The organism is Neobacillus cucumis (assembly GCF_002860255.1).
Taxonomy (GTDB): domain Bacteria; phylum Bacillota; class Bacilli; order Bacillales; family Cytobacillaceae; genus Neobacillus; species Neobacillus cucumis_A.
The window spans coordinates 57,378-81,337 of record NZ_PGVE01000107.1; the positions used below are offsets into that span (position 1 = coordinate 57,378).

Here is a 23,960-nt window from a genome sequence, read left to right on the forward strand (position 1 = left end):
TATAATAATAACCTATTTGTTTTATGTCAATATAAAATGTATTCGTTTTCCTAAGAAATAGAAATATTTCATTAAACACCTATATTCCTTGTTCACTTTACATTTCCACTTATTTACCACTATCATCTTTGGTAATTTATTTTCAATAATGCCCTTTTCATTTTTCCTATTTTATTTTATGCTTATTTAAAATGAATGTATTGAAAGGAGGGAATATGATGATTCATATTAAAGAATTGCAATCAGGAATAAATATTTTTAAAGCATTGAGTTCAGAAATACGAGTAGAAATTTTAACTCTACTATCTAACCATGGAAGTCTTAATTTAAATGATATTGCCCAAAAATTAAATCTATCGAACGGTGCCATCACCATGCATATTAAAAAGTTAGAGGAAAGCGGATTAATTGCCATAACTACTGCTGTAGGTAAACATGGAAATCAAAAAATTTGTTATTTAAATGAGGATTTATTGACCATTGAATTGCAAAATAAAGCAGCTATAGAGAATTTTTATGAATACCATATAGAAGTGGGACATTATTGTGATTTTCATGCGGAACCTACTTGTGGTCTGGCAACAAAAGATACTTTCATTGGAGAATTTGATGACCCGCGTTACTTTGCGGATCCCCAGCACATAAATGCAGGTATTATATGGCTAAACAAGGGTTTTCTTGAATATCGAATACCTAATTATCTTAAAGCGAATCAGGAATTTAAGGAATTGCAGTTTAGTTTTGAATTAAGTTCCGAGGCCCCAAGCTACAATAACGACTGGCCATCTGACATTTACTTTTATATTAATGAACTTGAATTAGGTTTTTGGACATCACCAGGTGACTTTGGAGGAGTAAAAGGTATTTATAATCCCGACTGGTGGCCGACAGAATTAAATCAATATGGCTTGCTTAAGCTTCTTCGTATTAATAAAAGTGGGACCTTTATCGATGGCTTTCGGATTTCAGATGTCACCCTTGACGATATTGGTCTGAACAGAAAATCTGAAATTAAACTAAAGCTAGCCTTGGGTAAAAATAGCGATATTGGTGGTTTAACCATTTACGGTAAGAATTTTGGAAATTATAATCAGGATATTATCGCAAGAATCATTTATGATGTAAAAGCAGAGTAAAAAAGTCCACGTTCCAGTGGACTTTTCCTCTAAATGAAAATAGTATAAAATAAAAAACCTCGAAGGTAAGGAACCTTCAAGGTTTATATCCTAAAGTGTTTCTTTTTCGTTAACCCACACTTGCATCTCACCTAATCCGCGATTGGCCCATGCAAAATAAGGAATAAACTTTACGGATACAGATTCCGATTCTACTTTTACGTTCGGTTTATATAAAGCTTCGCCCCAGGTTTCTGTTTTCCGTTTATTTGCCTCTCCTGTAATCACTTTCATTCCGCCAAACAGATTTTCATCCTCGACCACTTCAAGTCTGCTATTTGAAGGTAATAAAAGTTGATGCAGATTTGGACCATTGTCTGCTTCTTCTAGGCAATAAACCAGCGGACCTCTTTGAAGAGCTACTTTTCCCGCAGTATGGCGTACAAGTGGATGTCCTTTCATTCGAACAACCGGCATAGAAAGAACCAAATTGATTTGGTCACCTGTTTTCCAGTTACCTTTTATCATTGCATACCCGTCGATTATTTGTTCAGATACTGACTGCAGTTCACCATTTATGGAGATTTCTGCATTCTCACACCAATCCGGGATACGAAGGGCAAGGGTAAGTTCAGATTCTTGGTCAACCTTAATAGTAAATTGGATGTTGCCGCTCCATGGATAATTTGTTTCTTGTTCCAGGATTAGACGACGGTTACCGTCTAGCTCAAATTCTGCCTGACCACTTATATATAAATGAGTATAGACAGTATTGTCACGAACGGTATATATATATTGCCCTAAGGAAGCCAGCAGCCTAGCTACGTTCGGCGGGCAGCAGGCACAGCCAAACCATCTTTGACGAGTAGGTTTCACATGGTCATAATTTTGATTCGCCCCGCAGGCAGGTGGATATACTTCAAGCGGATTCACATAGAAAAAGCTTTTTCCATCATGCCCCATACCTGCTAGTACTGTATTATATAAAGCTCTTTCCATTACATCAGCATATTGACTATTTGGTTCTACCTGCAGCATTCGCTGTGCAAAGAAAATTACCCCAATAGAAGCACAAGTCTCCGCATAAACCGTATCATTTGGAAGGTCATAATCAGTTGAAAAGGCTTCTCCATGCCTTTGCGAACCAATCCCACCGGTTATATACATATTCTTCGAAACCATATTGTTCCAAAGCCTTTTACTAGCCTCATACATTTCACGATTACCGGTTTCAGCAGCCAAATGTGCCATTCCAGTACACATATAAACGAACCGAACTGCGTGGCCAACCGCCTTATCTTGTTCACTAACAGGTTTATGGGCTTGGCTGTACTCCTTATTTCGGATCATCCATGAATCGGGCCAATGATGGGTACCACCTCTATTTTGGAACTCCTCCTCATAAAAATGCGGCTTTCTGCCTCTTTCCTCTAAGAAGTACTGGCTTAATCGTAAATATTTTTCGTTTGACGTCACTTCGTATAGTTTGATTAGTGCCAATTCAATTTCTTGGTGTCCATCATAACCACGAAGCTTTCCAGGTTCTGTTCCAAAGACATCATCGATATGGTCAGCAAATTTAATGACCACATCTAGTATTTTTCTTTTTCCTGTTGCTTGATAATAAGCTACTGCAGCTTCTATCATATGGCCAGCACAATATAACTCATGACATTCACAAAGGTTTGTCCAACGTTTCCCAGGCTCTTTTAATGTATAATAGGTGTTTAAATATCCATCCTCGCGTTGGGCTTTTGCAATAATATCAATGATTCCATCTGCAATTTTTTCAAGTTCTTCATCTCTTTCTATCGAAAGCAAGTACCCAACAGCTTCAAGCCATTTAGCTACATCACTATCTTGGAAGACCATCCCATGAAATTCTCCCTTTTCTTCTCCAGCCGCGATTTTAAAGTTTTTAATCGCACTGCTTGGTTCCGCATCCGCAATTCGGTCATTAAGCGCGTCCCATTGATAAGGAACAACAACATCCCGAACTAAGTTAATGTAATATGACCAGAAGGGATCATTAATTTTAACCTTGTTTAGTGGCAGAGTTTTAGTTTGTAATACTGTTTTTTCCATTTTGTACCTCCTAGTATCAAAAGTTTTACTTTGATTGATATTTTTTCCTTTTTCATATATTTTGAAAATAATAGGTTAATGACAGTCCATATTTATCATAGTTGCATGATTGGCCCTCTAATTACAGGTTTACAAATATCTTGTTTGACCGAATATAAGGAATTTCAGCATCTCCTTTTACAGCTAGCGGAACCACTCCCCAAGCCGCATCAGCACACCCTATAAGACGATTGGATGGAGCAATCATTCGTTGTCTGGCTCTCATTAAATTTATTCTTTGTGCTTCAAGGTGATTTCTCTCAATTCTTAAATCTCCCTTATATAGTTCAATATTCCCTCTATCAAATTCATTTGGATCAAGCAGTTCAATCCGTTTTGCACGGAAACGCAAATGCAGCAGGTCACCTTCTTGTAAATAAAGAATACCGCCTTTATGGTAGGCTTCAGGTGTCACATGTCCGATAGCCGCTCCATAGGAAACACCTGAATATCGCCCATCACTTATTAATGTTGCTAATTGTTGGATTTCGCGATTTGCATTAATATGCTGCATGGGTGTAAACATTTCAGGCATACCGAAGGCTTCAGGTCCCTGCCCAGCAATAATAATCGATAGTTTTAATATTTTTCGTTCAACCATTCTCTTAAATAATCCATCATAATTTAATTGTTTGCTTTCATGGAAAGTTTCCGGCTGATTAAATTTCCACATGTTTAATAGATGTTGTTCTTTAAATCCTTTGCGTTCTCTTAATTCATCCAACAAGCTTTCATTTAACAATTGTTCATTAGCTGTTTGTTCATTTTCAAAATATAAAACAAAGGACACTTTTTCATCAAACTGATCTAATTGTCTTGTTGACATTCCACTGATTTTTACTACAGCGCTTTCAAAAAAATTACTTCTTAATACATCTACACCGCTAAATTTCCTTTGTGGTTTACTGAGAATAATCTGATTATCCTTAACTCCGTCAGCACTCAAATTCTCGCTATTACTCAGTCGTTCTCTCCAGGTTTCTCCTGTAACAGTTAATGCCTCTACATCCATGGGGACACCGTTTCTCATTAATTCATAGAACAAGGTTTCAGTTCCTCGAATTAAGCCTGAACAGCATTGCTGTGCCAAAACAAAAATATCTCTTCCCTCTGTAAGACTATAATTAAATAAATCTGGTATTGGATATTCTTTTTGAATTTTTTCAATATCAAATAGATTAAATTCATAGCCTGCATAGATCATGGCCCCTACAATATGCATCATAAGGTTGGATGAACCTCCCGAAGCACTGTGTATTCGGACAGCATTTGCAATATTTGCACCAACCAGCTCCGCTACACTGCAGTCCTCCCGATTGATGATTGAAAATAGAGATTCTATGGCTGGATTTAATTGTTCTTGTGTCGGGGGCTCTGTCAATAATTCTAAGTTAGGATGAACGAGACCCAATCCTGTCATTACATCTCTTGAACTATTGCCAGTACCATGGAAAGCACAGATTCCTCCTGCAGCATCACATGTATTAATAGCCAGTAATTTTTCAAAGTTCTTATGCTGTTCATGCGAAATGACACCTGCATAAACAGCCCTTTCTAGGACTCCTTGAAATTGAGTATTGGAGCTGCATTGAAGGATATAGCTTAAGGCATCAAATAAATCATCGGCTATGTTTTTATGTCCCATCTCGATGGCTTTATTTGCCACTAAGTGAAGTTCCAATTGCAAATCTTTTGGAATTTCACCGCCCTTTAAAACATGTGACGGCGCAAATGTAGCAAATACCGGTGCTTCTCCTCTATGACGTCGAACTCTATCTAATAAGGCCAATCCACTTAAAACAGCTAATGGCTGCTTATCACACCCCTGAATAACAAAAGCACCATGATAAGAATGTGCCTCCATCTGATTAATAACCATTTCTGCGATAGCATTTCTACTTTGTAATGAATAGGACATTCCCATATTATTCTGAGCTGTCCCATCACATAGAACAGGAGTACTAAAATAAAAAGGAACACCCCCTTCCCCCCAAATCTTAATCGCAGCACGAGCAACGGTTTGAATATCCAATATATGTGCTGGATGATCTGCTGAACCGCCGATAATCGCAATCCTTGGGGCGTTCGCTTCTAAACGATTGTAAATTTCTTCGAGTGTCCAATCACCTTTTGGGGCTTTATCTCCTAAGACTAGCTTTGCGCGGTCTAGTAAACCAGCAACTGTAATCGGCTCATTTGCCTTTCCCTGAACATTATCACGATAGGGATTGATTGGATTTTCGATTATTGGTTTTTTATTTATAGCGGACACTTATTCTACCTCCAATAGTTTAGAAGAGTATCTAAATTAGGTAAGGAATATTGCTTTCTACTGGTACACCCTCACGTTTTATACTTATATCTGTTGTTTTAAGATGCGAGGCATAGCGTTGAATCATTTCATAACCAATCCGAGCACGGCGAACCCGTTCCTTCGATAGTGCAATGGATGTCTCTTCAAGGTGTGTACCAGAAGGATAAATATTTGGAGCATTTCTTAAACCAAATTTAATATAGACTGGCGCAGCCACTCGAATAATTTCAGGAATCTCATAATGGCGGATAAACCCGCCAATATCGTCGGGGACCTCCACATAAATATCTATTGGAATATCAATGGCTTGGCGGATCACTGATAATCTAGCCAATGTTAAATCTGTTGGAACATTAAATGTATTTGCACCAATTTGTTCCATTAAACGTATGGAGACTGGATTAGATTGTCCCATTTGCACTGATATCTTAACTACTAAATCTTTCGGGAGTTCACCCATTTTCTTAAATTCATTCACAAGATATAAGAGCCCCTCATCCGCTACAAGAATACTGCGTAAACCAGCATGGCAACCTCGTTTAATATCCTCAATCGAATATACGAGCTGGTCCATCCCCTCGATTCGCTGCCCCAATATTTTTCCGCTACCTGACCATGGCATTGCATTTATATCCCAATTCCCACGCGGTCCAACAAAAAGACTAACTTCTCTATTTTCCTTCCTGCCTAAGTCAACCATATCTCCGAGTTCCTTATCCGTAAAAAGCATAATACCGCTTCCCTGTGAGACCCTATGAATAGGGACATTTAAGCTCTCTGACATCTCTAACACAGCTTCAAAGGATCTGACTCCTTCAACACTTGGAATTTCAATGCGATATTGTGCGCCATCGGAAAATGTTTTTGTTGATGTAGGAAGATCATGACTGTCTTGGCTCGGAAATCCCAGTTTTTCAATAGCACGTCTTGTGTTTAGCAACCAATACACCCCTTATCTCGATTAATAAACCCTTAAGGTTTAAGCTAGACCTCCATACAGCACTCTATCTTTTGAATGGTTATAAAAGGATGTTATACACTTTGCTTACTTGGAAAATATTTATCTATATATTGATGTGATACCTTAAGAACCTCATCAATTTCTTTCTTTGCTTTTTCCAGTGTCCCATCGACAAAGGCGATGGTCGGAATATACTCTTTTGATAATGGTTTTCTTTCATAATTGGTATAACCCTTTTCATGCACTCCAGTACTTCCTCTGCTTGGTTCAGCTTCTAATAGATGGGCCATTGTTCTGGCATATCTCCCCACCCATGCAGGCTGGTTGATGTATGGTCTTACTTGGAATAACGGAAAAATGCTTAGCAAGCCTTCGTACCAGTTCTCCCCAACTACCAGTAAGTCAGGGTTATTTTTGGTTAAATCATTTTTTAATGATCTCATACCTTCGAATACTTCATGGTCAGGGTCGTTGACCCAATGGTGGACTAAATCTAAAAATACTCCATCGAATTGGTAAGTATCTTTAAGATTGGTAATTTGCCGAACTAGTTCCTTTCTCCATGCGGGAGAACCCGCGTTCATGAATGCCTGCCACCCATTATCATGACCTCTGCTTAAATCCCAGTCAGGCTCATTTACATGGTATCGTGTTCTTGCTGCTGTTTTCATAAAAGAATTAGGGCCGAATTCTTGAAAATTCTCCATTCGCAAATTAGCTATGTTAGAACCGAACATTGGCATCAGGTGAACGCCTAATCTTTTAGCTTCGGAACATAGTTTTTGGAATCCTTCCTTTCCTCCGAGCAGCGGTTCAGGCCGGTATTGACCATATTGCCAATAATACCGTCCCTCCCACCCTGGTAAGTAGGCTAAAATGTGTCTCCCTTCCAGCCTTTCTGAAACATACCGGATAATCTCAAGCATGTTTTCATAGGTGTTAAATATGTAACCGCTCCAGTGCATTCCATGAATGTTTAATACTAAACTTATTTCTCTTAACCAATCCGGAAAGTCGTTTCTTTCCTCCCAACGGGTTAACCCAATTCCTTTTTCCGATTCCGAAAAGGCCAAGTATTCGTCACGGAATGATTCAGAGTTTACTTGTTCTCCAATAATCCATTTTGGGATGCTTATTTTGGTATCTAAATTAACGGCTAGTTCTTCATGAATGAGTTCAAGACAACATTTCCCTTTGTATTCTCCTTGTACCTCTTCTGAAACAACAAATCTCTTTGCTCTTACCTTATGATCTTGTGAGTAGACCCCTAGCAAATTTCCCGATTCTCTATTCTTTAAAAAAAAGACAGGCAGTTTTAAATTGTTATTGTACTTAAAAGCATTGTAGGGATAATAGAATATTTGCCCTGATGCTTGAACTAGTGACTCGCTAACATTGATTGGGATATCACTGCCAGTGTCAGCATCGTAAATGGAGACGGGTGGTAAATCTCTTATCATTAGTTTGATAGATATAATTTTTTGCTCTGCTTCTGCCGACATTTGGAACTCTATTTGGTCCCTATCATTTCTAAAGGCTGATAATGAAAACTTTCCATTTGCTCTTTGCTGCTGTCCTGCCCAGCTTAATTGTGAGCAAGCTATAGTAATCGTTTGATTATTTAACTCTACAATTGTTTTTTCTGGTGATAGACTGTAGGTATTTTCCATCGTATGAATGTGGATACTCACCTTCAATCCAAATATCTCATATACGGGATCTTTCATATCAAAACTATAATTTTGCAAACCTCTCGTCTCCTCTTGGGTATATATGAAGATTATGAGATTCCAGGATGTATCGGCTTCCACCCCTTAGCTTTTTTTACAATAAGTTCAGTTGCTTTTTCATAGGTGGTCATTGTATCGCCAACGACCGATAAAGTAGGAACCAACTCGGGAAAATCACGCTCCCACGGCAGACCATTAGAGTTCCAAGCATATTCATGAATCCCGCCTGATCCAAGTCCAGGTGCTGCTGCAGCCAGATAATAGGTTTGACGGGCATAACGGTACAAAGCATGTCCATGGCCAGCAGGACGGCCCATCTCATGGAAGATGGAGAATACGCCCCATAGTGCGTCATAACTATTTTCTCCAAACAGTAGTAAATGAGGAAATGCCTCTTTCATCGCTTTTGCCCAAGCAACCGTTCCTTCATACGGAGAGTAATTTGGATCGTTTGTCCAAAAGATTGATATATCCAAGAAAATTCCATCCACACCGTATTCATTCACTAAATATTTTGATCGTTCAATCATATGTTCTAAGTAACCAGGGTGTCCCATGTTAGCTAACATACAATTATTTTCTGTTGATAAATCATAATCCCAGTCGACCCAATCACAACGCTTCTCGAGACCCCATTGATCTTTTGCTGCAGCATCCTCGAGGCCCAATTTTTTCATAACTTCAATATTTGCATTGTTAGCCCCTAACATCGGGACAACCTTTACACCGAGACGGTGAGCAGTTTCTACAAAACTTTTAAAACCTTCTTTCCCTCCAAGAAACGGACTTGGTTCATATTCTGGGTAGTTATAATAGTACCGCCCATCCCAGCCTGGGATAAATGCCAGAACCTCTTTTCCATCTATACGGCCGGTTACCCATTTCAGCTTCTCTTCCATCTCTGCAAAAGTATTAAAGACATGACCTGTCCAATGCTCTGCATGGAAGATCGTTACCAATTTAATATCCTTTAGCCATTCCGGTGTATCCTTCCTTTGTTCAAAAGGGACTAATCCAAAATTTTGTTCCAAATCCAAACAGCGTTCCTTTATCACAGCGTTTTTCTCACTATAACTGCCAATATGCCAAGCTGGCATGATAATCTCATTTGTCTGGAACCGCTTATCCTCTTCATGTGATAAATCCAATACTTGGCACTGGAGATATGGATCATAATGGCTAGCGAATCCCTTATCACGCAGCTTGTGATCTTTTGATAGGGCGAACCAGCCTTGGCCTAACTGATCTTCTATAAAAGCTAGTGGCATTTTAATGTTTGAAGGATAGTGCTTAGCCTTTATACAACGAACAGGATTTAGTTCCTCCACTTTCCCCTCATCTGTATTAAGTTTTAAAACGTTAATTCCAAATACTTGAAGCAAAACCGATTTGCAGCGTTCACTTTCATGGACACCACGTGCTTCCACGATATATCGGCCATCTGCTCCTCGTGATATTTTAGCCTCAATGCTTCCCTTTGCCGTTTGCTGTCCCCCAGCCCAAATCAATCCATCAGCTTTCAGATAAGCAATGTCCTGATCTTCTACTAAAACAAGTTTACCAGGGTCAGGAGCATAAGCATTAACCTCCGTAAACAAACGAATGGCAAACTGTAAATCACCAAGTTGAATGAGCGTATCGCCAAAATCATAACCGATTGTATACATGACAAAATCCCCTTCAGTTTAGAGTAAAAATGCTAAATACTTTTTATTTCCTTTCTCCAGCCATTTCCGATTGAATTAGCGGGAACTCTCCAATACGAAGCCGTGCACTTCCGTATGGTACAAGAGTAATTGTTTCCTCTAACTGATCCGAAAACACCGGTCCTATCGGTATTGTTCCTGCCGAATTTTTCTCCATTTTCCAGTGAGGTACACGTTTTCCTGTTCCTACTAATTTCACCGGTGCATCCTTTGCTAAAAATGGTTGTTTTGAAACCTTCGATTCTTGAACCTGAAAAGAGGCTTCGGGATTGGATGAATCGACTACCAGGCCATAATTCCAAACCGTCTCTGGATAGATTTCAAAATCGGCAAAAGGTTCCACTCCCCGGAGTTTTTCCCACCTCTCACTTATTGGAAGAACATAAACAAGTGGTCCCCTCGTTACACCAACGGCATAATTTGCACGCTTTTCCATTTTCACTTCCATCGGAAGGGTTAATTCTATTGTTTGGTTAGTCTCCCAATGACGTTCAATCGTAATAAAGCCTGACTCACAAGGAATGGTCATCTCTTGTCCATTAATCAAAAGACGCGGCTCCTTGCACCAGGTTGGAATCCGAAGCTTTACTGAGAAATAGGCATTTTTCGATACTTGAAGATCGATAGAAATAGTGTCTCTAAATGGATACTGCGAAAGGACTTTGACTTTGGCATCCACACCGTTCGCCACTTTTGCCTGAATGGTACAAGGCGCATATGAAATAGCTGCTAATCCGTTATCAACCGTAGCCATCCAAAGATTCATTGCATACTTTGGCCACCCTTGGTGCATGTTAGCGGTACAACAGCCGAAGTTCGGTTCAAGGCCAAATAAATTGGAATCATCGCCATTTAATGTCCAGTTTCGTTTGGCCAGCGTGCAGGCAACCTGATTGACCTGCTGATCATATTGATGACCATGCCAATCCGGTGAGATGGCAGCAGGAAGAGCATTAAACGTGACCCTTTCTAATAGGTCAGCGTACATTCCCTCCCCTAAAATGCGAACCAGCTGCTCCAATGAGAACATGTACTCCACCACCGAACAAAGCTCCGTCCCTTGACTAGGATGGCTTCCTGCCAGCCATTCATCTCCAGACCACATTCCATGCATCTGACCATGGTGGGTCATTAAGCTTTCGATCCCATTTCTTGCAGCAAACTGATGTTTTGCCTCCCCGGATATTAGAAAATAAAGGGCAGGTTCCTTAATCCCCATTGCTACATTAACCACGTGGATACGATGGTCAAACTCGGTTTGATAGCGCCAGAATGGAAAATCGTTAAAAATCTCAGTCCAGTCTAACGTTTGTTCATGGAGCAAATGAATTAACTCTAACAAATAGGAATCTTCCGTCCGATTATACAGCCACTGGGCACATAGAATATTTTCCCCGCCACGCGCCTGCCCCCAATCGGTTAAAGGACGTTTTTTTAATTCTTCTAACTGGTATTGAAAATACCTGCTTAAGAATGGAATCACTCTCTCATCGTTCGTTACTTCCTGGTGCATAATCAGTACCTTTAGCATGATCATCCGGCACCACCAGTCCGGGACGTTTTCAGGACCAAAATTCCCATCCCCACGCTGGCTGCCAAGTGTCCATTCCACCCATGGTTTTACTTTTTGAATTAATTGATCATTTTTTAACAGGTAGGCTAATGGAAGAAGACCGTCTAAATAATACGGCCCCCTCTCCCACGATTCACCACTGCCGCCTAACCAGCCGCTGCCTGGACCAACATCCTCCCAAAATTCATCTAATTTTCCTGTTAAGCCTTCTGCTTGTAGTAGTAGTTGATCTCTTAACCAACCATCAGGTTCAATAGAACCCAACGGAAGGGCAAGAAAGGGAGTCTCCTTTAATGGGGCCTTATTTGGCACATAATTTGTCAAAGCTCTTTCCCCCTTTTAGCGTAACTCGTTTATCCAAACCGCCATTTTTCCTGGTTCTCTGTTATCCCATGCATAGTATGGGACCGCTTGAATGGTTATTTTTTTATACTGATAATCATCTGAACGATATAACGTATTAACCCAGTCCTCTTCTTCAATCGTCAAAGCCTCACCATTAATTTTCATCACACCTTTCAGCAAGGTTTCATCAAATGTTGAATGAAGCTGGGAGGTTCTAGGCAAGAAAATTTTAAAAGGAGATGATTGGTTATCCATTTCTTCTAAACAATAAACAATGGGCCCACGCTGCAAGGCGGTACAGCCGATGTTCTGACGGACAGCAGGGTGTGAGTGGACACGTTCTACTGGCATTGCCAGCTCAAGTTCGACCACATCGCTGGATTTCCACTCCCGTTCTAGTTGGATATAACCTTTATCAAGTTTATCCTCGATCGATACCACCTGATCATTCACTTTTAACGTTGCATATTTGCACCATCCTGGTAACCGGAGCTTTAATCCAAAATTTACAGCCCCCTCAAAATCAAAGGAAAATTTAACGTTTCCGTCCCAAGGATAATTTGTTTGTTGATGAATAGTTATATTTTTTCCTTTGATTTGAAGTGTGCTGCTTCCACTAACATAAAGATGCACTGCTGCTTCAGAATCATTTTGCGAATAAATATATTCCCCTAAAGATGCAAGCAGTCTAGCAATATTTGGCGGGCAGCATGCACATCCAAACCACTCTTGGCGATGAAAATCTCCTAAACTAGCAAGGGGATTATCATAGAAAAATTTCTTTCCATCTAAGGAAATTCCACTAATGACCCCGTTATATAGAGCTCGTTCCATCACATCAGCATACTTACTGTCACAATTAAGCTGAAGCAGCCGGTGATTCCAAAACACTAGACCAACCGCAGCACAGGTTTCGTTATAGGCTGTTTCATTTGGAAAGTCATAATCAAACGTAAATCCTTCATTACTTCTTGTTTGGCCAATTCCACCTGTGATGTACATGTTTTTAAGCACTAAATGCTCCCATAATCTTTCACAAGCACGTACTAACGATTCATCTCCAAGTTCCCCGGCTAAGTCAGCCATGGCACAATAGAGATACATGGCCCTTACCGCATGACCCGTAACCCTATCTTGTTCGCGAACCGGCTTGTGCGATTGATTATATTCATGCATATCTTTAATATGTGACATGAAACTGCCAAAAAAGCTAGATTCTCCCTCGGGGCGGGCTGCCGCTTCCATTTCAAAATAATGTGGCTGCTGGCCGCGTTCCTCAACGAAATATTCGCTTAGCTTAAGATATCTTTCATTGCCGGTAATACGATATAATTTCACTAATGCCAATTCAATTTCTTCATGACCACAATAACCGCGTTTTTTTCCTGGTTCGGTTCCAAAAACAGAATCAATGTAATCTGCATAACGACACATCGTATCTAGAAAGCTTCGTTTCCCTGTTGCTTGAAAATGGGCAACCGCGGCTTCCATTAAGTGACCCGCACAGTATAATTCATGGGCATCCCGAAGATCCGTCCATCGTTTCTCTGGTTTTATACTTGTAAAATAAACATTCAAGTAGCCGTCGGGCTGCTGAGCAGACGAGATTAACTCAATGACATGGTCCAATAATCCTTCTAAGTCCGAATCTGGATGGGTCATTAAGCTGTAGCTGGCAGCCTCAATCCATTTTGCAACATCCGAGTCCCAGAAAATATGAGGTTGTTCTCCTTGTCCAGGCTTCCAATCTAATTTAAATGCATCAATTCGGCCAGTTTCTTTACATTGTTGATACTCAGTCGGAATAGTTGTTTTTCTATTTACTTCCAGTTTTGGACTCCAGAAAGAATCTTTAATGGAGACGTTAGTAAATGGTACAGGTGAAAATTTTTTTAAATTTAATTTTTCCATGAATTATCTCCTTCTCTTAAGAAAAAATAACTTTTTTATTAACCTTTTAAACCAGTCAATGTAATTCCCTCAATGAAATAACGTTGGCAGATAAAGAATAAAACGATGATCGGAGCTACCACAGCAGCAGAGGCAGCCATTAAATATCCCCACTGAGCAGTCAGCATTCCTTTAAAGGATGCCAAACCGATGGCCAGCGTAAATTTGCTGTCATCTGATAGATAAATTAGTGGACCAAGGAAATCATTCCACACATTAATAAATGTAAAAATCCCTACAACAATAAGGACAGGCTTTGATAATGGAAGGATAATCCGCCAAAAGACGGTGAATGGCTTTGCTCCATCCATATAGGCTGCTTCTTCTAATTCTCTTGGTATGGATAAAAAGAACTGCCTCATCAGAAAAATATTAAATGCTCCGCCCCCAAACCAGGCAGGTACGGTTAAAGGAATAATGGTATTCAAGGCATTGAGTGACCGCCAAAACATGAAGGTAGGAATTAAAGTAACGGCGTATGGAAGCATTAAGGTACTGAGAAGAACGACAAACCAAATATTTCGTCCAGGCCACCTTAATTTGGCAAAGCTATAGGCAGCAAGAGAACTTGAAAGCAAGACTCCGGGAACCACAAGTAATTCAATCGTCATCGTATTCATGAAATATTTGGCGAAGGGCACCATGCTGAGGGCTTCACTAAAATTACTCCACATAAAAGGCTTAGGTATCCATTCTGGAGGAAAGGTAAAAATTTGATTATTTGACATTAACGAACTACGGACCAGCCATAGAAACGGGAAAATCATCACGCAACTGCCCAGGATTAAAATCAAATAAACAAGAGTTTTCCCTAGCAATCTAGTTTTTCGCATCGAGTGTTGTTTTTTTCTAGTAACGACGGCATGTTCTGCACTGACCTGTGTATTCACTAGCGGTCTCCTCCTTCATAATAGACCCATCCTTTTGAGGATTTAAATACAATAAAAGTCAAAATCATAATAAATAGGAATAATATCCAAGCGAGGGCACAGGCATATCCAATCTTCGTTTCCATAAATGCTTTACGATACAGATAGAAGACATACATGAGCGTTGAGTTATTTGGGCCCCCTTGTGTCATAATGTAGGCCATATTAAATTCCTGGAACATACCAATGAGTGACATAATTAGGTTAAAAAAGATGGTTGGAGTCATCATCGGGATCGTCACATGCAATAATTTATGCCAGCTATTGCCGCCATCTATCTCTACAGCCTCATACAAGTGTGTCGGTACACCCTGCAAACCTGCTAAGAAGATAACAACAATGTTCCCCACTCCCCATGAGCTCATTAAGATTAACGAGGGAATAGCTGTCTTTTCATCATAGATCCATTGTGATGTTGGGAGATGCAATTCTTTTAAAATCGTATTAAATAGGCCAAAGTCAGGATTAAATAACCATAACCAAAGCATGGAATTAGCAATACTAGGGACGATGACAGGCAAATAAAAAATCGTTCGGAAGATGGGCAAACCCTTTACTTTTTGGTTTAATAACATCGCTATAAAAAATCCAACGATAATAATAATAGGAACGCTTCCTAATGAATAATAGGTTGTTGAAAACAGTGATTTTCTAAATAAGTCGTCTGTACGAAATAACGTGATATAGTTTTCTAAACCGATAAAATGCATATCTCCCCCAATAGTCCAGTCCGTTAGACTATAAAAAAGAGAAGCAATCATCGGCCCTACGGTAAATATGAGAAAGCCAAGAATCGCGGGTAACGCAAATAAAATACCCCAATTTCGTTCCATACGGTAAATTCCTGATGATTGCCGTTTGACCACTTGCGCCATAACCATCCTCCTTTATTATTGAAAGGAGAGAAAGCCACTAACGCGGCTTTCTCACGCTTTTTTATTTATCGTATCTGCCTTGAAGAACTGGCTGGACTTGTTTTTCAAGGTCGTCTAATACCTCTTTTGCGTTCTTCTTATTGGTCCAAAGCAAATCCAAACCTGCCTCGATTTTTGCATCAATTTCAATAAAGTTCTTAGTATAGTACGCAGGAGATGGTACGGCATTGTTCTTCGCATAATCAATTACAGCATCCTTGAATTCTGCCGGATGGGCATCATTTTTGGTCCAAGAATCGATTTTGGCTGAATCTGTATAATATTCCTGCTGCAAAGGCATCCAAAGCCCTTGGCTGAATAACGGTACTTGTTTTGGATCATTATGGTAACGATACAACTCGAGTGCTTCTTTTGGATGCTTCGTACTAGCGAAAACAACGGTTGGTGCTCCAAGCATAACGGTTACAGGCTTTTGAATTTTCGGAAGTACTCCAATTCCAAAGTTAAAATTGCTGTTTGCTAAATCAAGAATGTTCCATTGTCCATCGACTGCCATTGCCACTTTTTTCGTTTGAAGCTGAACCGGCGTAGAAGGAAGATTCTTCTGGGCTGTCGGGGTAGGCATAACATGATATTTATAAATGAGATCCTGCAGTTTCTGGAAGGCATCGACCGCTTCTGGGCTGTTCAGTGTATACTTTTTACCCGTTTCATCTGAAATGCTTCCTCCAGCTGTAGTAAGGGCCCATAACCATCCTCCATACCAAGATACTGGAATCGTAATACCATATTGAGCAATATGTTTAGAATCAAATCCTGGATCTGTTGGATGCTTTCCGTTTTGATCTAATGTAAGCTTTTGGGCAGTTTGGACGAACTCATCCCAAGTCCATGCTTGATCGGCCTTAGAAGGAGGGGCATCAACACCAGCAGCTTTGAATAAATCCTTGTTATAGAATAAATCAAACACTTCAATTGCTGTACTTGATCCTAGTGTTTTACCAGGTTCATAGTTATAGAATGATTGCGGTAGTCGATTTTTAATATCGGGATATTTTTCCAAGTACTGCGTCATATCCATAACCTTTCCCTCAGATCCCCACTTCAGTGCTGTGTCTTCCGCAAGGTATCCTACATCAGGGAGATTATTAGATGCCATCAAGGTGTTGATTTTTTGAGCATAGCCATCGTTTGGTACATACTCAGGAATGACATGAATGTTTGGATGAGACTTTTCAAATGATGCCAGCATATCTGCAACAGCTTTCTTTTCAAAGGCAGAGCCCCAATACATAAAGCGCAGCGTTACTTTTCCTTTCTCATCCTTGCCACTTGAGCTTGTACTACTGTTACATGCTGCTAGAGATAGGAGTAAAACTAGAATTAATACTACAGATAACCATTTGTACTTTTTCACATCTCTTCCCCCTCTTTACTTTGAAAGCGTTTACCACGCCTTCTACACTTATTCTACTTCATCTATTTTTTGCTGTGTTATGGGTAAACTTATGGTTTTCTTTGTTTATTTCAGAATATATAAAAAAATAAAAACCAACGATTCCCGTTGGCTTATATTGTTATAATCGTTTTCGGTATTCGCTAGGTGTAACCCCATAAAACTTGCGAAAGGCGATACTAAAATAATTAGTATCCGTATATCCTACTTGAGTGGCTATCTCAGCAATTTTTAATCTATTATCCCTTAATAATTCCTTGGATCGCTCAAATCTTTGATTAGTAGTATAGGATATAAATGTCTCGCCTGTTTCCTGCTTGAACAATTGACTAAAATAGTTGGGACTTAAATGTAAATGGTCAGAAATTCTGACTAAGCTAACATCTTCTGATAAATGCTCACGAATCCATCGTTTGGCATCTTCAATGATTTTATTTCCTTGCAATTCTTTTTTCTCACTGATCAACTGGGCCACTTTTTGTACTATATTTGACAAAAAAGCGGTTAGTTCTTTTAGCGTGTTACATTGGGATATTGCAATAAACGGAGGCACATCATGATCAAAATGAATCTTTTCTTCCTGAACAATTCGAAACAATGAAAAGCAAAATTGAGAAGCAATCATCTTTGCTTCTTCGAAATTTTTCAAGGTAAGTCCTTCCATCCAGCCTTTAAAAGATTCCTCAAAATCCACCCCAGTTTTCACTTTATTTAAAAGCTCCAATTCCTTTGTAAAAATAGGGCGGCTGGTCTCATTCAATGGAGCGGTAATCTTATATGGAATCATTTGACCGGATTGGTTTCTATTCGTTTGTTTTAATTCTTCTACCATCGATTCATGTTCTTTTAATTTTTTCACTCTGTTTCGGGCCCGTATTAAAGCTTCCTTCAGTTCTTGGTAGGAAATAGGTTTTAATAAATAATCAGAGGCATTAAGAGTAATAGCTTGTTTGACATAGTTAAATTCATCAAATCCGGTTAAAAAGACAATTTGTGCTTTATCATTAATAGAACGAATTCTTTTAGCAAGTTCTAAGCCGTTCATCTTTGGCATGTTAATATCCAAAAGGATCAAGTCAGCCTGGCAAGCTTGATATAGCTCCCATGCGTCTTCTCCGTTATCTGCCTCTCCAACGAGTTCTGCTGATAGAGCTTCCCACTCAATCGACTCTTTTATCCCTTGTCTAATATGGTATTCATCTTCAACAATTATCGTTTTCACTACACGTTCACCCCTTCTTTTGGCAGAATGACTGGCAAAATGATTTCTGAAGTTGTGTATAGTCCTTCCACACTCGTGATTTGCATACCAAATGGTTCACCGAAACGCAAACGAACTCGGTCATGTACATTTTTAAGACCATAAACCCTAGAAGGAATAGATGATTGGATACATTGTTCAATTTCTGTGAGACATTGCTGTGACATTCCTACACCATCATCAGTTACTCGAAAGATTAATATATCATCCTTTACCTCCCCAGAAACAAATATCGTCCCTTTTCCCCCTTTGGGCTTTAATCCATGATAAAGAGCATTTTCTACCAAAGGCTGTAATAAAAACTTGGGAACTAAAAAAGATTCTATTTCTGGATCGATTTCTACAACATAATCAAATTTATCTTTATAGCGGAAGTGTTGCACTTTCATGTAGGCATGAATATGTTCAATCTCTTCTGATACCGGAATGATATCTTTTCCTTTACTTATGGTAATTCTAAAAAACTTTCCTAGTGAACCGATTACGTCACTAATTTCAAATTGCTTCCTAGAGATAGCGAGCCAGTTTAAGGATTCTAAGGTGTTATATAAAAAGTGCGGATTAATTTGTGCTTGCAATGCCTTTATTTCCGAATCTACCACCCGATGGTTTAAGTGTTTATTTTCAGATAGGAGGTGGACAAATTTTTCGCCAATCATCTCCACTTCATCCCTGGGATCAAACGCAACCGGTAATCTTTGTTGATATAAAGGAAGTTTCATGTATTTTTGTATTTTATTAAGAGGTTTTCGAATGGAATTCCCTAACGAATAGGACATGAACCATCCAGTGAACGCCAAGATGACATACAACAAAATAAAAAGGTTACGTATTTTCTGAGCATCTTGGTAAAGTTTCGGTGTTTCAATAAGATGGATCAATTTCCAGCCTAGTTGATTCCTTGGACCAACCTTACTGATGTATGAAACTCCTTTATTTTTGATTTGCTGTTTATGTAGTGGTTGAGCTAAATAAGACGGTAATTTTTCTGGAAGGGAAAAAAGGACATTCCCTTCCGAATTAGCAATGTAATAGGGGGAGGATTGGTCTGGTTTTAAAAACTTTAGGTCGCTAAAAAATAGAGACTTATCAATTTGTAAAACTACATAACCTAAGTTTCGGTCATCCCCAGATGTGCTTCTTAAAAGCTTTAGGACGTATAGATAGGGAGATGATTCATTTGAAGTCTTCTCTTCTAGTGGATTATCCTCTAACCATACCATTGGTCCATGATTAACCATATAACGGAAATAAGATTGCGCACGTTCCGTCCCTCCAAGACCAATAGGGAACCCATAATTAAACATTCTCATGTTTTGGTTCCCTATTCCGTCATAAATAAAGTAGGAAACAATATAGGATTTTGTGTTGGTTATATCGATCATTAGTTTCGTTATTTTCCGGTTGTTTTGTAAATAAGTATAATCATCAAAGGAACCTGTAGATAGTATGGACTGTATTTCCGCGTTCCCCAGAATAACATTGGATAAATCAACGAGATCATTGATCTGTTTATCTAGAAAATCATTACCTACCATAACGGATGCCTGCGCTTGGTTTTCGGCATTCGTACGCAAAATCCCCAAAACAATGGGTGAAAATACTAAACTAACGACTAGAATGGGAATTCCAGTTAAAGTAAGAGTTAGAATAAAAAACTTGCCCCGAATGGTTCTTATATTTAGTAATTGCTTAAAATGTTTTATCATATTAAACTCCTGAAGTGTTTAGTAAATGAATTAATAAAACATGATTCAAATGCAAGCATACCTTTTAGCTATTACTAAATTCCCTATTCAAAAAAGATCATCATTCAAATGAATGATGGATCTCTCAATAACTCTTTTTATACTTACGCTTTATAAAAATTACGAATCCATCTATGAGCTTTTAATTTCTCAACCGCTTCTAAAGAAAGTCCCTTACCGTCACCAATTGCACAGTTTCTTTCCACATTTCTAATGGAACGCATTCCAGGTATAACTGTTGATACAGCAGGATGACTTAAAATATATCTTAATGCTGTTTCAGCCATCTCATCGACTGAAATATTTAGATCTGAGGCAATACTTTGGACTCGGTTATAGACCTCTAATTTTCTTTCATTCTTAAAATAATTGTTTCGAAAGTCTCCTTCTTCGAATTGACTTTCTGGAGTAATTCTGCCTGTAAGACCGCCTTCATCTAGAGGAACACGAACAATCACTCCAACATTATGTTTCTCACAAGCTGGCAGAAGAGCATCTTCTGGACTTTGATCAAATATGTTATAGATGACTTGAACAGTATCAACAAGACCTGTCTCAATCAGCTTGATTGCATTTTCAGGTTGATGATCATTAATAGAAACACCGAAATATTTGATTTTCCCTTGTGTCTTTAACTGTTCGATTGCTTCTTGCCAATCTCCTTGATTCACCCATTCATCTGACCAAACATGGAATTGTTGAACATCTATCGTTTCAACACCAAGATTTTGTAAACTTTGCTCTGTACACGAAATAATATGTTCCTTAGTAAATGTTTCGCTGGAAGGAACACCAGGCTGAGCCGGCCAAATTTTATTTTTAGGAGGAATTTTAGTAGATACATAGATGGTTTCTTGACGTTCTCTCATTACTTGTCCCACTAAACGCTCACTGTGGCCGTTTCCATATCCTAATGCGGTATCAATAAAATTCAGACCCAGGTCAATGGATTTGTGAAGTGCCTTTAATGATTCATCATCTTTTGCACCAAGCCATCCCGTGTTCCCAATCCCCCAAGCACCATATCCTATTTCAGAAACTTTTAAGCCTGTTTTTCCTAGTAATCGATAATTCATTTCTTATCCCTCCAACATTGTGAGTAATAAATAGAATAAAAGATTGATGAAATTTTATATTAATTGATCTTAATAACACCCTGATTAATGAGCCACGCGACTGATTCACGAACAGCTTCCAAGGAACTGTAACGAGGCTGATAATTTAAAAGCCGTTTTGCCTTTTCAATACTGCAGCTTGGACTATGGGCAATATGATCCCATGTCGCGTTTGCCTCATTCTCCTCTACTGTAAGATGCCATTCATTCCAAGGTAAATACTTTAGGTTTGATAATTGCCCAAACCAAGATGCTACTTCTTCTGCATATCCACGCAAGGTGATGGCAGCTGGCGATACTACATGAAAGTTTTCTCCAATAGAGGAATTCCAATTTTCAATCGCTCTTACAAAGGCCTGAGCTACATCGTCGGCATGCACATGGTGGACAGTTTCCAAGCCGAAGTTAGGCAAAGTAACTTCTTCCCCCTTCGCTAATTGGACAAACACTTGTGGATTAAAGTGTCCTGCAGGATTTAACGGTACCCAGCCAGGGCCAACAATATGACCTGGATGAAGGACCGTTGCTGGAAAACCATCCCGTCTTGCTTTTTCAAGCAAATAGGATTCAATTTCAGCTTTCTGTATTCCATAGTCACCAAATGGACTACGTGATTGATCTTCGGTTACAGGTACTTCCTTGCTATGACCATGAACCCATATGGTGCCACAACTGATAAAGTGCTGAATTTTCCCTTCAAGTGCTTCAACTAATTGTTTCGCACTTTCAAGCGAGAAACAAATTAAATCAATGACTGCATCGGGATGAAGCTCAAGGATTTTTTTGCCAAACTGGCCGTTCCTTTCTTCCTCACTTCGATTTAAAACTACATGTTTTACACCATTCCATGCTTGGCTGGATTGATAGGGAGTACTCTTTCCCCTGCTAATGTTTATTACCTCGTGTCCTGCGCTTACAAGCCTTGGAATAAGATACGTTCCAATGTGACCGCTTCCACCAATAACGACAATTCGCAAAATCTTTTCCTCCCATCATCTAACTTTTAGTACTATGTAATATTTACTGAAGTTGTACGGCCTACTTTCACAATAACACGTTTTCATTTAAAATTAAATAATAGAAAAGAAGAAAAAGATTAATTTGTTCATTCAGATTTTGCCATATAAAATCGACTTGTATGGACAAGCGCACCAAGAACCTCCAACCATGCCGTTAACGGGTTTACTTGTGAGGTACCAAACGGTAAATCGCAGAGCGAATCAAATAGCAAATCACATTAAATCCACAGTATTATAAGCGGAGAATTTTCTCTTAATTAGGAAATAGCACTGAAAAGAGCTTAAATAGACGGAAAGATTCCGACTATTTACTCGAAAAACGTGAAAATGGTTAATTTTGCTTTGCTTAATCGGAAAACCTCCGCTTATATCCCCCGAATCGAGGTCTATTCTGCAGTCTAACCGAAAAGTCTCCGCTTATTTTAAATATGACTGGTTACTCAATTAAGAATAAGACTTCTTACTAAATCACAAATATTTCACACACCCTCATTCCTTGTGATTTACTATGTGAATTAAGACAAAATAAGCAATTTAAATTTGCCAAAATGTTAATAAATCAATAAAAAACGCACTGTGAATTATCTTGTGAATTCAAGTGCGTTTTCATATGTGTTTTACAATGTTTGCACCGCTAAAGTAAACCCGTTACCATACCGTTGGAGGTTTTTTGTTATCCTTCTTCGTTAATCAAATATAGCTTGGGTTTGGCTGCAGAGAGATGCAAAGCTTAGATTCTATTAAAATCATCAGGATCTGCAAACATTCGTTTATCCTGATTAAGAGTGTTTATTTTTTCCATATCCTCTTTAGAAAGTTCAAAATCAAAGATATCTGCATTTTCAGCTATACGGTGAGGCTTTACCGACTTTGGAATCGTCACTACTCCTGTTTGGATATCCCAACGGATAATGATTTGCGCGGTCGATTTATTGTATTTCTTTGCAATCTCACCTAGCGTAGGATCATCAAGAAGACCGCCTTGCATTAATGGAGACCATGCTTCAAGTTGTATTCCGTTCTTTTTGCAAAAATTATGTAATTGCCATTGATTAAATCGAGGGTGATATTCTACTTGGTTCACCATTGGTTTAATTTCACAATTGCCAATAATATCCTCAAGGTGATGAATTTTAAAGTTGCTTACCCCAATGGCACGAACGCGTCCATCTTTATAAAGCTTCTCTAGCGCTCTCCAGGTCTCTACATATTTTCCTTGAGAAGGCAAAGGCCAGTGAATTAAATAAAGGTCTAAATAATCCAAACCTAATTTTTCTAAACTTTTTTCAAAAGCTGCTAAGGCGGAGTCATATCCCTGATCAGCGTTCCAGAGCTTAGTTGTAATAAATAGCTCATCGCGTGGTACGTTAGATTCAGCAATGGCTTTTCCTACACCTTCCTCATTTTTATATATGGCCGCTGTATCAATACTTCTATAGCCAACTTCAAGTGCAGTTTTTACTGAATTAAAAACATCCTCACCATCTTTTACCTGAAAAACACCTAAGCCAAGCCAAGGCATTTCAACGCCATTATTTAATGTGGTCGTACTTTTTAAACTAGATACCATTGATATTCTCTCCTCTTCCAACTATTTAAATTATCTAAAATAGAAATTGAAACTCTGTTTTACAAAGGCCAGTCACCGGACTAGCCCAGATATATCATGAACCAAAAGACTAACAATGCTATTATGAGAAGTTTAAAAATCAGCTCCCATTCCGGAGCTGATTTACTAT

The 23,960-nt window shown here is 38.9% G+C and carries 16 protein-coding genes; 1 reads left to right on the forward strand and 15 read right to left on the reverse strand.

Annotated features, from left to right (window positions below; translation table 11 throughout):
- Positions 1-218: 218 nt before the first annotated feature.
- Positions 219-1,136, forward strand: coding sequence for an ArsR/SmtB family transcription factor (locus CVD27_RS26955; RefSeq protein WP_101652269.1), 918 nt, complete (start codon positions 219-221; stop codon positions 1,134-1,136).
- 90 nt (positions 1,137-1,226) lie between these two features.
- Here CVD27_RS26955 and CVD27_RS26960 read toward each other — a convergent pair whose 3' ends face one another.
- The 15 genes from CVD27_RS26960 to CVD27_RS27030 all read right to left on the reverse strand — a co-directional run bounded on the left by CVD27_RS26960 (position 1,227) and on the right by CVD27_RS27030 (position 23,791).
- On the reverse strand, positions 1,227-3,200 hold the full coding sequence (locus tag CVD27_RS26960) for a glycoside hydrolase family 127 protein (protein ID WP_101652271.1): 1,974 nt from the start codon (positions 3,198-3,200) through the stop codon (positions 1,227-1,229).
- Positions 3,201-3,321: 121 nt separating this feature from the next.
- A complete protein-coding gene (locus CVD27_RS26965; RefSeq protein ID WP_257984507.1) occupies positions 3,322-5,511 on the reverse strand; it encodes a dihydroxy-acid dehydratase domain-containing protein in 2,190 nt (729 codons plus the stop codon).
- Positions 5,512-5,542: 31 nt separating this feature from the next.
- The gene (locus CVD27_RS26970) at positions 5,543-6,493 is read right to left on the reverse strand and encodes a U32 family peptidase (RefSeq protein WP_101652273.1); all 951 of its coding nucleotides are present in this window, start codon (positions 6,491-6,493) and stop codon (positions 5,543-5,545) included.
- 92 nt (positions 6,494-6,585) lie between these two features.
- Entirely contained in the window at positions 6,586-8,262 is a 1,677-nt protein-coding gene (locus CVD27_RS26975; RefSeq protein ID WP_101652275.1) for a DUF6259 domain-containing protein, read from the reverse strand.
- A gap of 32 nt (positions 8,263-8,294) precedes the next feature.
- A complete protein-coding gene (locus CVD27_RS26980) occupies positions 8,295-9,911 on the reverse strand; it encodes a DUF6259 domain-containing protein (RefSeq protein ID WP_101652278.1) in 1,617 nt (538 codons plus the stop codon).
- Positions 9,912-9,954: 43 nt separating this feature from the next.
- On the reverse strand, positions 9,955-11,847 hold the full coding sequence (locus CVD27_RS26985; protein ID WP_257984508.1) for a glycoside hydrolase family 127 protein: 1,893 nt from the start codon (positions 11,845-11,847) through the stop codon (positions 9,955-9,957).
- 15 nt (positions 11,848-11,862) lie between these two features.
- Positions 11,863-13,779, reverse strand: a complete 1,917-nt coding sequence (locus tag CVD27_RS26990; protein WP_101652280.1) for a glycoside hydrolase family 127 protein — start codon at positions 13,777-13,779, stop codon at positions 11,863-11,865.
- A 38-nt stretch (positions 13,780-13,817) separates the two neighbouring features.
- Positions 13,818-14,651 carry a carbohydrate ABC transporter permease gene (locus CVD27_RS26995; protein WP_101652429.1) on the reverse strand — a complete coding sequence of 278 codons (834 nt, stop codon included), beginning with the start codon at positions 14,649-14,651 and terminating at the stop codon, positions 13,818-13,820.
- Positions 14,652-14,707: 56 nt separating this feature from the next.
- Positions 14,708-15,622 (reverse strand): carbohydrate ABC transporter permease, encoded by a 915-nt coding sequence (locus CVD27_RS27000; protein ID WP_101652282.1) that lies wholly within the window; start codon positions 15,620-15,622, stop codon positions 14,708-14,710.
- A 61-nt stretch (positions 15,623-15,683) separates the two neighbouring features.
- On the reverse strand, positions 15,684-17,039 hold the full coding sequence (locus CVD27_RS27005; RefSeq protein WP_257984509.1) for an ABC transporter substrate-binding protein: 1,356 nt from the start codon (positions 17,037-17,039) through the stop codon (positions 15,684-15,686).
- Between the two features lie 160 nt (positions 17,040-17,199).
- Entirely contained in the window at positions 17,200-18,300 is a 1,101-nt protein-coding gene (locus tag CVD27_RS27010) for a response regulator transcription factor (protein WP_101652284.1), read from the reverse strand.
- Complete coding sequence (locus tag CVD27_RS27015) at positions 18,300-20,048, reverse strand: sensor histidine kinase (RefSeq protein ID WP_101652286.1); 1,749 nt, start codon at positions 20,046-20,048, stop codon at positions 18,300-18,302. Before CVD27_RS27015 ends, CVD27_RS27010 begins: the two co-directional genes overlap by 1 nt.
- A 143-nt stretch (positions 20,049-20,191) precedes the next feature.
- Positions 20,192-21,163 (reverse strand): aldo/keto reductase, encoded by a 972-nt coding sequence (locus CVD27_RS27020; protein WP_101652288.1) that lies wholly within the window; start codon positions 21,161-21,163, stop codon positions 20,192-20,194.
- Positions 21,164-21,222: 59 nt separating this feature from the next.
- Positions 21,223-22,179 carry an NAD-dependent epimerase/dehydratase family protein gene (locus CVD27_RS27025; protein WP_101652290.1) on the reverse strand — a complete coding sequence of 319 codons (957 nt, stop codon included), beginning with the start codon at positions 22,177-22,179 and terminating at the stop codon, positions 21,223-21,225.
- A 772-nt stretch (positions 22,180-22,951) separates the two neighbouring features.
- On the reverse strand, positions 22,952-23,791 hold the full coding sequence (locus tag CVD27_RS27030; protein ID WP_101652292.1) for an aldo/keto reductase: 840 nt from the start codon (positions 23,789-23,791) through the stop codon (positions 22,952-22,954).
- Positions 23,792-23,960 lie beyond the last annotated feature (169 nt).